This window comes from Candidatus Vallotia laricis, assembly GCF_020541325.1.
GTDB lineage: Bacteria > Pseudomonadota > Gammaproteobacteria > Burkholderiales > Burkholderiaceae > Mycetohabitans > Mycetohabitans laricis.
The window spans coordinates 617206-631158 of sequence record NZ_CP047399.1; the positions used below are offsets into that span (position 1 = coordinate 617206).

Consider the following 13953-nt stretch of genomic DNA (forward strand, 5'->3'; position numbering starts at 1 on the left):
AAATATTTATATATTTTTACCACTTTTCTACTCGACTCATAAATTTACTATAGCTGTATCTATAGATTAAGAGAATTGCTATAAGCTGTAATATAGAAGATATTAATTTGATTCATTAAATCTATTTTTATAAGCGCCATAATAGTATGGCTACTAGGACAATAGTTAAATTCTGAATCTTGATCAACTGATATCTCATCGACTAAGACTTTTGATGTGATCTGAGTCTTAGTATTAGAACAACATGCTATGCAACTAGTCACGCATAAACACTATTATTTGAGTATAAGACCCAAGTCAATTTCCTTTTCTACTTTTCTACTTTTCTACTTTTCTACTTTTCTACTTTTCTACTTTTCTACTTTTCTACTTTTCTACTTTTCTACTTTTCTACTTTTCTACTTTAACTAGCAAGTGAATTCCACGACACTACATATCTATTAATATGTCCCTAACAGGTCGTTTAACACCGCCCGAAATCCGAATTTGTGATTGATACTACACAGTTTAACCGGTCCCGTATTGGTTGAATGTCTCTCTAACGAGAACATTTTATCTAACTATGCTTGCTAGCATAGTTAGATCATCAGCACTATATAAGTAAGTGTATAGGTTATAACCTTGTTACTTAGCATACAGCACCTAGATATCAATCTGTGCGCGGATAAAGTCTTTAATACACGCAGCATCAGCCGGTAAAACAGTGAAACGCTGGGGCAAAGTCTCTAGTTTATTAAAGGCTGGAGGACATGGAGGATCTAGATCTAGCGCCTCTCGAATCGTATCCCTAAACTTTATAGGTTGTGCGGTTTCGAGCACAATCATAGGAATTCCAGGTTCTAGGTATTCGCGCGCTACTTTCACTCCATCCGCCGTATGGGTATCGATTATTACCTGATATCGACGGTAGATATCACGGATCGTTGAAATGCGATCAGTATGCGTGCTGCAACCAGATACGAAACCGAACCTTTGCACGCGGGTAAAATCGCTCGACATAGATAAATCAAAGCTACCATTGGTCTCGAGGTCACAGAACAATTGTAATACGCGCTTAGAATTGCAGCCTAGCAAGTCAAAGATAAAGCGCTCAAAGTTCGACGCTTTCGCGATATCCATACTAGGACTAGTTGTATGGTAAATTTCAGCCGCTGATCGTGATCGATATTTTCCGGTTCGGAAAAATTCGTGAAGTACATCGTTCTCATTAGTAGCAACTACTAGCTTTTCAATCGGCAAGCCCATCATCCGAGCGACGTGACCAGCGCATATATTACCAAAGTTACCTGATGGAACCGTGAACGATACGCGCTGGTTGTTATGGCATGTCGCATCAAAATAGCCTCGAAAATAGTAGATAACTTGTGCGTTAATCCGAGCCCAGTTGATTGAGTTAACCGTACCAATTTGGTATTTTTTTCTAAATGTGCAGTCATTCGAGACTGCTTTAACAATATCTTGGCAATCGTCGAATACTCCTTCGACTGCAATATTAAAGATATTCTGGTCTTGTAAACAAAACATTTGAGCAGTCTGGAATGCGCTCATTTTGTGATAAGGTGATAGCATAAAGACACGCATGCCACACTTGCCGCGCATTGCATATTCAGCAGCGCTACCAGTATCGCCGGATGTTGCTCCAAGAATATTCAATTTCTGGTCATGATATGCTGCTAGAGCGTACTCAAACAGGTTGCCAAGCAATTGCATGGCTATATCTTTGAAAGCGAGCGTTGGCCCGTTAGATAACTCTAGCAGCGACAGGGGCGTACCACCTTCAATTCCCAGTGTTCTAAGGGGCGTGATACGCTCGGATCCACTAGCGTCGCGTATATTTGAGTAAACATCAGCTCGATAAGTGCGACGTGTTAATGCCAGTAAATCGTTAACTGGTATGTCATTGCAGAATTTCTTAAGAATCTCGAATGCTAGATCCGAATATGATAGTGTTCGCCAATGTGACAATTCGGCATCGGACACGCGTGGATACTGTACTGGTATATATAAGCCGCCATCCTCTGCAAGACCGCCAAGTAGAATTTCAAGAAACGAATAACGCCTCCCGAGCCCGGAACTGCGCGTGGAAATATATTTCATCTTAAAATGTCCTTTACTTCTTCGCTTATCGGCTAAGGCGATTAATCTTAGTTCAATGCTTCCATGCGTAGCCGAGTCACACTCGATCGCACTGTAGATAGTGCTTCGATGCGAGAAATCACCTCATTGATATTTTTTTCTAGCGTCTCGTGCGTGATTAGAATGATAATAGTTTCACTTATCTGGCCTTTGTCAGAGAACTCTGACTCCTTTTGTAGCAGCGCATCAATCGAAACATCTAAGGCAGCAAGGATACGTGTAATATCGGAAAGTACGCCTATTTGGTCTACGACACGAAGTCGCAAATAGTAGCTACTAGTAATTTCGTCAATGGGCAGGATTGGTGTGCTTGCCAAACGGTCTGGTTGGAATGCAAGGTGGGGCACGCGATTATTGGGGTCTACTGTATGTAGCCGAGCAATATCAACTAAATCGGCAATTACAGCTGATGCCGTTGGCTCTGCACCCGCCCCTTTACCATAATACAGTGTTGCCCCAACCGCATCGCCATAGACAAGGACTGCATTCATTGCGCCCTGTACGTTTGCAATCAAACGCTTAGCTGGAATTAGCGTCGGATGAACCCGCAACTCAATTCCTTGAATAGTACGTCGCACAATACCAAGTAACTTAATCCGATAACCCAGTTCCTCCGCATAACGAATATCCAATGTATGCAATTGAGTGATTCCTTCGACATAAGCACGATCAAACTGTACTGGCACTCCAAATGCGATCGCTGCCATAATAGTAGCCTTATGTGCAGCGTCAACGCCCTCGATGTCAAATGACGGATCCGCCTCTGCGTAGCCAAGACGTTGAGCATCAGCCAGCGCAGTCGCAAAATCTAGGCCGCGCTCGCACATCTCAGATAAGATAAAGTTTGTAGTGCCGTTAATAATACCGGCTATATACTGGATACGGTTCGCCGTTAAACCCTCACGCAATGCTTTAATGATCGGGATACCACCAGCTACCGCGGCCTCAAAGGCAACTATTACACCTCTAGCGCGAGCTGCTTCGAATATTTCAGTTCCATGAACCGCAAGTAACGCCTTATTAGCTGTCACGATATGCTTACCATTCTGGATCGCTTGCAATACTAGTTCACGGGCAATATTGGTACCACCAATCATTTCTGCAATAATATCTAGAGATGGATCATTGACCACCGATGTAAAGTCCGACGTTAATGTTACGGTACGGAGTGGATCAACCAAGACTTTCTGAGCCTTAGCTGGATTACGTACCGCGATTCTCGTGATCTCGATTCCCCGGCCAGCCCGCCGGCCGATTTCCTCCTGGTTGCGGCGCAATACATTAAACGTTCCGCTGCCAACGGTGCCAAAGCCTAATAATCCTACTTTGATCGGTTCCATGATCCCGCGTGTGTATGTCATAAAAAGGGGCAACGCGCTCGTACGCTTGCAGTAGCCGCCCAGAAACCTTGCACTACAGCTTATCGAATTGCTCGGGTTATGGACATTAGGTAAAAATGCGATCTAAAATTACTCAGGATCTAGCTAGTTAAATCCGGTGCGCTAATCCGGTGCGCTAAATTAGCAAAAACTCGCTCTTGCAGCAGCAGTTCTAGAATAATCTTAGCTATCGCACACTAGATAGATGGCTAGATCTATTCACAGAAACATGTATAAGGTCGCTTTCCATGAAAGACGGTAGTGGGTATATATGGTAAAATGCGCTACCTCGGCGTATATAAGCCCCGTCGCAGATAATAATCTTATCGCAGATCTTATCGAAGAATACGGTTAGCTGGTACTGATATGCAAGCTTGAGTATCAGTACCGCATTGGTCAGATTATGAAAGTTAGCAATCGCTGAGACTCGCATATTGAGCAAAATCTTCGCTTTAATACCGTCTGAATCTAACAGACGACTACTATATTTGCCCCACCAGTAGCAGTTTTCTTCTACTAATAGACTAACTAGTTCTGCCAATAATAGGTCACTAAACCGTAGTAATGGCACTTTATCGTTATCATTTAGCGGGCCTTGCATCGTTATCACTATTAACTCCGACGCGTTATTGCTAGTAAAAAATAGTTAACACCAACAATGTTTTTTGTTGCCCGTGATACACAATAGATTTATACGCTGAAAACATAGACTTTGAGTCCGAAAAAAACTAGATGATGCCGGTAGGTTTCTAACTATATCAGTGGCACCCTCGTCTAGCGTATCGAAGACGAGAGCGTCAACATTACCAATGTTTGGCTTAATGACTTTGATACCCTTTTTCTTGAAAGCGTTTAACCTTATTTCAAAGAGATCTGTATATGCCATAACAGATATTTAATAGCTTATTTAATTTTATGATGGACTTCTTCATATCCAATGCCTTGGTAAAGAAAAGCTCGCTTACGATAAAAAAAGCGACTATTCGCCGGATAGCGACCGATACAAAGGCCGCTCGCGTGATCTAACAGGCTTAAGGACACTAAAGAGTAATCTAGCGGATTTTAGCGTAGTCACACAATGCATCAAACTATTCCCTTATCCGGTAAACCGCATAGCGGAATGCATTGAGCTCGGGCTGGTCGTTTCCATTATCTCATAACTCGAACTGATCGTCTCGTTTGCCACACGTGGTAAGCACCCATAAATATCAAACATATATAGACATTACATTGAAATTACACCTAGATTCTACTGGTAGTATGAATACTGTCACTGGTTATGGCGCTAACTATGTTGAGGTTAATCGACAACGCTACGATTACAGCATTTTAATATTCCCGCATCAGCCGGTTGTGCCGTGGCCGGTGTTTTCGTTTGATACGCTGATGCCAGAGAATTTTGACATGCTAGTTGCGTTTGCTGGCGAATCTAAGATTGAAGTCGTAATTTTTGGAACTGGAGCACGGCAACGCTTTGCGCATCCACGAATAACTAATGTACTGACACGCCAGTGTATTGGTATCGAGACAATGAGTTTTCAGGCTGCGTGTCGTACCTATAATATCCTTATGTCAGAGAGACGCAAAGTCGTACTCGCGATTCTAATCGAAAAAATATAAATATAGCTAATATATGTCAGATCTTTAGTCATTTTTTGATATGTAATAAACATGCGCACCTGCACATGCCATACTCTGAAATCTACTAAAAATAGATAATTGATAGGAATGTTTTTCCCTAATACGGCTGATATTCTATTGCTGGGTTACACGTAGACTACGTATACTTAATTATTGTCAGTACTAATAACCAGCTAGCTACTGCCAGATGCTTATGAGGGTAATTGCGTGCGATTCGCAAAGCGTTATTATAGCTAAACTTCAACCGTAAATCGGGCTTTGGCGCATGAATTCAATTTCTGCTACGTATATTTTTCTAGAAAAATCTAATATATATAAGCATATAGTTGCCGCTTAAAATTAGTATGGATTCGGTTAATTATTCTAATTTTTTAAATTTTTAATGTCAAAATTATATCTATTAATCGCAGTAGCTTACCATTAATAGCTTTTATGCTATGCAATAAGCGTTATTCTTTAGATCAATTAATGCTCATTCTATGACGCTATTTCGGGCTTGAAGTTTTGCTGCTATTGGTAGCAATATGCTCGGCGTAGCTATTCTGTTGCAGAAAAAGATTTTCTCCTATTAAGAGAACTGAATGAGATAAAATATGAGCACAATCCCCTTGCCTTTTTTGCCGTTCGTTCGACTTATGTTAATGAGGAAACAATGTCCGGCGTCGTTGATGTTCTATGCAGTGGTTAGATTACTACCGGCCCGCAAAATGCTCGTTTTGAAGCGGCGCTCTCTTAGTGCTATGGCTGGTCAGTGCGAACTTTTAATTTTAAGGTACCCGCCGCACGATAGCCATCGCATTGTGTATCGCCAGTATTAGACCCAGCGACGAAGTAATAACTACACCGTATCTAAGTAGCTGCTAGCAATATGATCTACGAGGTTGGTGCAACCCCAGTATTCGCTGAATTAGCTTTATACGCTCGCTTACACGTAATAAAAATATTATAGCAATTGAGGGTGGTGCGCTTATAATAAATAACGATAATAAAGCACAGCTCGCTTAAAAGTACCGGCTTCATGGTATAACGCGAACTGATTTTGACGGAATGGAATACGATCTACGTAGAGGTAAGTACAATTTAACTGATGTTGCTGCACAAGTCGGGTTGGGATCGCTCGCTCGCTTAAATGAAATTACAGAGTTCTATACTAGAAGTACTTTGCTATGAGATATTAATTGAAAGTGCAGTTTAAAATTAAATTACTGCTCAGTAAAGAGACTAATGCTTTAGTCTATTCTACTAAGTAGATTCGAAGAGCGTTTCTAGCCAGCGCATATAAAACTAAGGTAGTACTAGATAAAATATATCCTAAAATCTTTAAATTTTAGAGGAAATTATAAATATAATATATAAGTTAGAGCAGAATATTACCGCCGTAATCAAACAGATAGTTAATATGAGTAATATTAACTATCTGCACCTCTAGTTATAAGTTATATAGTAGACCTAAGTAGTAATGCACGCTTTAAAGAAGTAATAATTATAAGAAAAAATGAGATAAAATTAGGTAATACGTGTTAGACTGACTCAGTACTATAAGAGATATATTTGATAATATCTCACTTGTATTTTTAATAAAAACGGTATTTACTACTAGTAGTCAATATATAAATCTATAGATGATTAGGTTTTTGAAAAAAATGGAATAATAAATCTAAGTGTCTTTAATCGCTGCAAGTATTTGAATAAGAGCAATACAATAATATATATATGTGTATCGTACATTTTCCTGTTCTAGTTAAAAATAAATTTTTTATAAAACATGCAAGTGGAAAAGCTTGCGATTAAGAAATTAATTTATTCGTAATTTAAAGCCACTAAATATATTTAGTATATTAATACTATTCCATACTAAGAAAGTAACATCTAAGATAACGGAAAATATAATGCCAAACATTTATATGCTGTCAGTCTACTAAAGATGGATGTGTATCCATTATGGAAATGTAACATTGCGTGCAAGCACAAAAAATGCACTTATAGCAACTTCTTCCCTAGCCACCATCCGGCAGCAGAAAGTGCGGCGGATGCTGGAATTGTCAGAATCCAAGCCCATATAATATTGCTAGCGACACCCCAACGCACAGCTGAAAGTTTCTTCGTCGCTCCAACCCCAACGATCGCACCAGTAATTGTATGCGTCGTCGAAACTGGAATTCCTAACCATGACGCTATAAATAATATAATTGCACCACCAATTTCTGCGCAAAATCCACTAACCGGTTTGAGCCGCGTAATGCGCTGCCCCATTGTGCGCACAATTCGCCAACCACCAAATAATGTTCCTAACCCCATTGACATATAGCAGCCAACGATTATCCATGTCGGCGGAGCAGAATCGGCAAGAGATGATGCTCCCGTTGCTATTAACAGCATCCAAATAATACCAATTGTCTTTTGTGCATCGTTACCTCCGTGTCCCAGGCTATATAGAGACGCAGACACAAGTTGTAACCTTCGAAAATAACAATCAACACGACTTGGCCGCATCCGGAAGCAAATCCAAGAGACCAGAAGCATAAAAAGCGACCCGAATACAAAACTAAGTAAGGGCGATAAAAAAATGCAAGAGATTGTCTTCGTCAATCCGCTTATATTCAAAGCGCCCCACCCTGACTTAGCAATTGCCGAGCCAACTAGGCCTCCAATTATGGCATGCGAGGAACTTGATGGAATCCCGTAATACCAAGTTACGATGTTCCAGCCAATGGCCCCAAATAAAGCGCCGAATACTACGTAGTGATCGATAATACTAGGGTCGATCGTGCCCTTACCAACTGCAGTCGCTACTTTTAAATGAAATATAAAATATGCAATGATATTAAAACTAGCGGCGAATACTACGGCCTGATACGGCTTAAGTACTCCTGTCGACACGACAGTCGCGATTGAGTTTGCTGCGTCATGGAAACCATTCATGAAATCGAATATCAACGCTACAGAAACTAGTAGCGTAATTACCCATATAGCAAGTTGAATCGAATGCATTAGCTACTCCGTCTATGCATTTTCTAGTACAATGCCTTCGATAATGTTAGCGACATCTTCGCATTTATCTGTCACGGCTTCGAGCAACTCAAAAATTGCCTTTAGCTTAATTAACGTTTTAACGTTATCTTCTTCACGAAATAGCTTAGATATTGCTGATCTCAATAGTCGATCTGCATCAGACTCGCAACGATCAATCTCTTCGCAAGCCTTCAGGATCATACTGGCGCGCTTCATATCATGTAGCATAGCTACTGCTATTTGAACACGCTCGCAGGTGAGTCGGCAGACATGCGCAAGTTCATTTGCCTCGGAGGTAACTATCCGTACATCATATAGCGATACCGCGGTAGCAACATCCTCCATTAAGTCAAGAATGTCGTCCATAGTCGTGATCAGCTTATGAACTTCGTCTCGATCTAGCGGTGTGATGAAGGTTTTATGTAGTAAATCGATACATTCATGCGTTAGCTTGTCTGCACGTTTTTCATTTGCTTGCACGTTTTTTTTGTGCAACTCCGCATTAGGCAGATCTTCGATTAACCGCTCGAGTTCGAGACTAGCATCGACTATGCATTTTGCGTGAGCATTAAATATCTCGAAGAACTTGCCTTCAGTAGGCATAAAGCGTCCGAACATGAATCCCTCGGAAGTAATAGGCGCCAACACAGGAGTGCAATATTACATCTAAACGTCGCTAGACTAGCCGAAAAAATATGCGCTCCCACTCTACGATAACATTATGATAATAAAGTGCGGGACTAACTAGATACTTAATAGGTAATACTTCTAAATATTAATTATATTTTGTCTAAAATGATGATACACCAGCAAAATTATCAAATTTTGTATGCGGACCCAAAAATGTTAGGCGAATAGGTCCAATCGGCCCATTTCGCTGTTTACCAATAATAATCTCGGCTATCCCCTTATCAAGGCTATCTGGGTTATAGACCTCATCACGATAGATAAACAAAATTATATCTGCATCTTGCTCAATTGCACCAGACTCGCGCAGATCAGACATCACAGGTCGTTTATTTGGCCTCTGTTCTAAGCCTCGGTTGAGCTGAGATAGTGCAATAATCGGCACGTCAAGTTCTTTAGCTAAGCTTTTAAGAGAACGCGAAATTTCAGAGATTTCTGTTGCTCGGTTTTCTCCTGATGATGAGCCACTCATTAACTGAAGATAATCAACAACAATCAACCCTAGCTTACCGCACTGACGCGCTAATCTTCGCGCTCGCGAGCGCAATTCCATTGGATTCAGCCCGCCTGTCTCGTCGATAAAAATCTGTGCCTCACTCATCTTGCGCACCGCATGCGTTAGCTTAGGCCAATCTTCATCAGTTAGTCGTCCGGTACGCATTCGGTGTTGATCGAGTCGACCAATCGAACCAAGCATCCGCATTACAAGTTGTATGCCAGGCATTTCCATTGAAAATACAGCAACCGGCAAACCATATTCTACTGCAACATATTCACCGACATTCATCGAAAATGCAGTTTTTCCCATTGATGGCCGTCCCGCAACAATAATTAATTCGCCACCATGCATTCCCGAAGTCATTCGATCTAAGTCAATAAAGCCAGTTGGTGTACCTGTCACATCACTCGGATTGTCTGTGTGATATAAAGCATCAATCCGCTCAACTACTTGTGTTAATAGCGGCCCAATTTCAAGAAATCCTTGAGTGCCACGTTGGCCTTCTTCTGCGATCGAGAAAATTTTAGCCTCGGCTTGGTCGAGAAGCTGCCGGACTTCTTTACCCTGTGGATTGAGAGCATCACTAGCAATTTCGTCAGCAACAGTTACTAGTTTTCTTAAAACTGCCCGATTTCGTACAATCTCGGCGTACCGCCGGATGTTCGCTGCGCTTGGCGTATTTTGCGCAAGCGCATTCAAATAGGCGAGACCGCCAATACAATCCGTCTGGCCCGCTGTAGAAAGTGACTCAAACACCGTAATTACATCTGCCGGCCGAGAGGTAATAATTAGTTTTCCGATATGCTGGTAAATAAGCTGGTGATCAAAGCGATAGAAATCCTGATAATCTAGAAAGTCTGCAATTTGATCCCACGCGGCATTATCAAGCAGCAAACCACCCAGCACTGACTGTTCCGCTTCGATTGAATGAGGCGGAACTTTTAGTGATTCAAGTTGCAAATCGTTATTCAACGCGTTCATGGAAACCGATTATCAATAATTCAGCTATTCACGCAATGGTATGAAATAAAAAAGCAGGATTGGGTTTACCCGAATCCTGCTTGCACATAATAATAACAGTATGAGGCAATATTATTCCTGTGCGTTTAGCACTGATACTGTGACATCTGTCACTATATCCGTGTGCAATACTACTTGTATTAGATGTTCACCAAGAGTCTTAATCGGACCCTTTAATAGTCGAACCTGCGCTTTTTCGATAGCAAATCCTTGCTGTTTAAGTTCGGCAGAGATGTCTTGATTCGTAACTGAGCCAAATAGACGACCATCAACACCCGACTTCTGCCTAACCTGCAGCGTTAGGCTTTTTAGCTTTTCACTTTGCGTTTGTGCGGCAACTAGCTTATCGGCTGCTATTTTCTCGAGTTCTGCACGCTTCACTTCAAATTCAGTGATCGCATTTTTGGTCGCGTGACGAACCTTTCGACGAGGAATTAAGAAGTTACGTGCGTAGCCGTCTTTAACTTTAACAATATCGCCGAGATTACCGAGTTTAACGATTTTTTCTAATAAAATAACCTGCATTTGCCTTCCTTTTTCTGAATTAGGCCTTGTGCAAGTCCGTATACGGTATTAGCGCAAGAAATCGAGCTCGCTTAATCGCTGTATTAAGCTGGCGTTGATAGTGGGCTTTTGTTCCAGTCAGCCGCGCTGGCGTAATTTTACCATTTTCTCCTATAAAATCTTTCAGTGTCTCAATATCTTTATAATCGATGTATGTAACGCTAGCAGCGGTGAAGCGGCAGAATTTTTTACGCTTAAAAAGCGGGTTTTGTTGTTGGCGACGTTTATCAAATTTTTTATTAGTGGGACGAGCCATGATCATTAATTTTTTCTATATCCAACAATTCTGTAATGTGAAATATAAGAATATTTGCGTTATAGTGTTTTCGTGCTAGAAAACCATCGAAATTTACACAAACATCTAGTTCACAATTCATTATTTTACTACTAATGTCGCCGACAGCTAACGCTGAAATTGTCAGCTCAATATGGCGACTAAAGCCAGCCTCAATAGCCTCAGATTTGTGTTGTAATACACAACTTACAATTGGAATACCTGATGGTGTATAACGCACTGGATCGCGACTAATGATGCTAGCTACTAGTTGCAATCGGTTTAACATATAAGTATAACAGACTTTGACTTTTTCTGAAATTAAGTCTCAGTTTTATGATTACCCTTGCGGGGTTTGTGGTTGCACAGCCGATTTTTTTGCTTCTTCGCGCTGCACTTCTTTCATCATTAGTGATGGACTAGTTTCAGCTTTCTTTGTTTTGACAATAAGGTATCGCAAAACCGCGTCATTAAATTTGAATGCGTGTTCTAGCTCGCTAAGTGCGAGTTTATTACATTCTATGTTTATGCAAACATAGTGTGCCTTTGCGAGTTTTTCGATCATATAAGCCAACTGTCGTCGACCCCAGTCTTCAATACGGTAAATATGATTACCGTGACTAATAATCATTGATTTATACTTCTCGATCATTGCGGGTACTTGCTTGCTTTGGTCGGGGTGTACAATGAGTGTAATTTCATAGTGACGCATAGGAATTCCTTATGGATAGAAGCCACTTGAGCGTCGAACTGATGTGGCAAGGAAAGAAGTAATCATTGTAGCTTACCCGCTAAGTATATTCAATCAATTATCTGTTTTAGAGTAATTTAAATCAGTCTTAATTATTTAAGCACTCTTATCATTAAGGTAAATCTTACCGTAGACATAGCTAGAGGTGCTTTAATAACGCAGCGTCGTATAGCATATGTTCTAAATTTAACGAGCTTCAAATTCCTATGGTTCACAAAAAATTTTTCTATGCTGTATACGCCTTAGCGTGTTACAGCTAAGGCGCGAATTTTATACCGATAAAATTTTAGAACTCTAATCAATAGTAGATTTCTCTAATTGAGAACTAAGCCATTGAGAATTTCGGCTTACTAATAGCTATATAAGTTGAAAACAATCTTAATGAACATCTTAGAGATGATTAAGTTTTATAATGAGAGATTCCGTGTAAAATTATATAATGCATCCGTCTGCAAAATATTTTAAAGTTTTAATTATAGTTAACGGTACAATTACAGCTTATTTTTAATATCTCGAAGAGAGATATTAACTAGAATATAAAAGCTCTTAAAATCCTCGACACATTTTCTATAAAAATACTAATAATTTTGTACAAAATTTTATTTTTTAGAAATTTAATTAAATAGCATTATTAATGCCGTGCGCACTGCTAAGAGCACTTAATAGTAATAAAGAATCTTTTATGCGAGGAATGAAAAGTTTTTAAGTAGTTTGCTTAATTAGTTAATATTCTTGTAAGAAATATATTTTTACTCACCGCCTTAGTATCATGGTTATTGTTTCTACATGGATAGGCATCCGTTTATAATAGATGACATTGATATTATAAAATAAGAGAAGGGTAATGTTAACCTATAGCTGGGACTCTAAGGGTTGTTGTCAATTATAATCAGTAACTTTTGAGTTTTATTTATTTGGATGCACGTATTATGGGGATGCAATCCAGCTATTCTGTACGTATTTTATACGAAATTAATACTGATCAAATAGGCTTTGTAATATCAATGGCTCGCTCCAACCGCGCGAGAGTGCAAGCATCAATAGTACACGCGCTTTATATGGATTTAGCGTGCCAGCGCTAACTAGACCTAGCATGTCATCTGGTGCAGCACCATTACGCATTACATGCCCAGACCCAACACGAGAGGAACGCACTACCGCAACGCTGCGTGCTCGCGCACTAACCAGTGCTTGCTGCAACGTTGAATGAATAGAACCATTTCCAGTTCCAGCGACAACGATTCCACGTACGCCTGCATCAACTAGCGCATCAACAATTACACGAACCGCACCAGCATGACTAACAACAATCTGGACCATAGGTAGCGGATTCTGTGTATCTATATCATTCAGCCTAAATACTGATTTAATCGTATGAGCGCGCGTTACACGTCGCTGAAATTCAATCCGTCTGTCCTGGACCCAGCCCAATACACCACTTTCGGGTGACGCGAATGCGTCAACCGCATAGGTACTCACTTTCGTGATATCGCGTGCGCCATGAATCCGGTTTGCGAAGGCAACTAGCACGCCACGTGCTACTGCATCCGGACACGCAGCAAGTGTCACCGCATCGAGAAGATTCAGTGAGCCATCAGACGATAATGCGGTAAATGGTCGCATTGCCGCAGTTAGTACAACCGGTTTGACGCTCGCAACGGTTAAGTGCAACCAATATGCAGTTTCCTCAAGAGTATCAGTGCCATGCATAATTACGAGTCCGTCAATATCATCCTGCGCCAGCAATACATTGACTCGGTGCGCTAATGTAACCCATAGTGAGTCGTCAAGATCTTTACTATCGATTCCCGCAATTTGCTCAGAACGAATCGCTGCAACGCTATCTAATTCTGGTACAGCGGAGAGTAGTCGGTCTACGCTGATTACGCCAGCCTTATAGCCGCTAGTCTGAGCTGCGACTGGCGCTTCTCCTGCAATTGTTCCACCGGTCGCTAATACTGCAACTGTAGGCCGCTTCTGATGTGACACA

The 13953-nt window shown here is 40.8% G+C and carries 12 protein-coding genes and 1 pseudogene; 2 read left to right on the forward strand and 11 right to left on the reverse strand.

Annotated elements, in window-relative coordinates:
- Positions 1 to 642: 642 nt before the first annotated feature.
- From thrC to GKR41_RS02375, 3 genes are all read right to left on the reverse strand, one after another.
- Positions 643 to 2097: a threonine synthase gene (thrC, locus tag GKR41_RS02365; RefSeq protein ID WP_226809602.1), complete on the reverse strand. Its 1455-nt coding sequence runs from the start codon at positions 2095 to 2097 to the stop codon at positions 643 to 645.
- A 47-nt stretch (positions 2098 to 2144) separates the two neighbouring features.
- Entirely contained in the window at positions 2145 to 3476 is a 1332-nt protein-coding gene (locus GKR41_RS02370) for a homoserine dehydrogenase (protein ID WP_226810232.1), read from the reverse strand.
- Between the two features lie 226 nt (positions 3477 to 3702).
- A complete protein-coding gene (locus GKR41_RS02375) occupies positions 3703 to 4125 on the reverse strand; it encodes a hypothetical protein (RefSeq protein WP_226809603.1) in 423 nt (140 codons plus the stop codon).
- 620 nt (positions 4126 to 4745) lie between these two features.
- Between GKR41_RS02375 and GKR41_RS02380 the strand changes: the two genes are divergently transcribed.
- Both GKR41_RS02380 and GKR41_RS02385 read left to right on the forward strand, forming a co-directional pair.
- Positions 4746 to 5135 carry an Mth938-like domain-containing protein gene (locus GKR41_RS02380; RefSeq protein ID WP_226809604.1) on the forward strand — a complete coding sequence of 130 codons (390 nt, stop codon included), beginning with the start codon at positions 4746 to 4748 and terminating at the stop codon, positions 5133 to 5135.
- Between the two features lie 614 nt (positions 5136 to 5749).
- Positions 5750 to 6296: pseudogene (locus GKR41_RS02385) on the forward strand (DegT/DnrJ/EryC1/StrS family aminotransferase); the annotation flags it as partial.
- 840 nt (positions 6297 to 7136) lie between these two features.
- On the opposite strand, the gene GKR41_RS02390 reads toward GKR41_RS02385, so the two are convergent.
- From GKR41_RS02390 to GKR41_RS02425, 8 genes are all read right to left on the reverse strand, one after another.
- Positions 7137 to 8147, reverse strand: a complete 1011-nt coding sequence (locus GKR41_RS02390) for an inorganic phosphate transporter (protein ID WP_226809605.1) — start codon at positions 8145 to 8147, stop codon at positions 7137 to 7139.
- Positions 8148 to 8159: 12 nt separating this feature from the next.
- On the reverse strand, positions 8160 to 8786 hold the full coding sequence (locus GKR41_RS02395) for a DUF47 domain-containing protein (RefSeq protein WP_226809606.1): 627 nt from the start codon (positions 8784 to 8786) through the stop codon (positions 8160 to 8162).
- Positions 8787 to 8958: 172 nt separating this feature from the next.
- Positions 8959 to 10335: a replicative DNA helicase gene (locus GKR41_RS02400; RefSeq protein WP_226809607.1), complete on the reverse strand. Its 1377-nt coding sequence runs from the start codon at positions 10333 to 10335 to the stop codon at positions 8959 to 8961.
- A gap of 111 nt (positions 10336 to 10446) precedes the next feature.
- Positions 10447 to 10899, reverse strand: coding sequence for a 50S ribosomal protein L9 (rplI, locus tag GKR41_RS02405; RefSeq protein WP_226809608.1), 453 nt, complete (start codon positions 10897 to 10899; stop codon positions 10447 to 10449).
- A gap of 19 nt (positions 10900 to 10918) precedes the next feature.
- Positions 10919 to 11194 (reverse strand): 30S ribosomal protein S18, encoded by a 276-nt coding sequence (rpsR, locus tag GKR41_RS02410; protein ID WP_226809609.1) that lies wholly within the window; start codon positions 11192 to 11194, stop codon positions 10919 to 10921.
- Positions 11178 to 11501: a primosomal replication protein N gene (gene priB, locus GKR41_RS02415; protein WP_226809610.1), complete on the reverse strand. Its 324-nt coding sequence runs from the start codon at positions 11499 to 11501 to the stop codon at positions 11178 to 11180. The genes rpsR and priB overlap by 17 nt, the downstream gene beginning before the upstream one ends.
- A 51-nt stretch (positions 11502 to 11552) precedes the next feature.
- Positions 11553 to 11924 carry a 30S ribosomal protein S6 gene (rpsF, locus tag GKR41_RS02420; RefSeq protein WP_226809611.1) on the reverse strand — a complete coding sequence of 124 codons (372 nt, stop codon included), beginning with the start codon at positions 11922 to 11924 and terminating at the stop codon, positions 11553 to 11555.
- A gap of 1011 nt (positions 11925 to 12935) precedes the next feature.
- Complete coding sequence (locus GKR41_RS02425; RefSeq protein ID WP_420885645.1) at positions 12936 to 13952, reverse strand: asparaginase; 1017 nt, start codon at positions 13950 to 13952, stop codon at positions 12936 to 12938.
- Between the last annotated feature and the right edge of the window lies 1 nt (position 13953).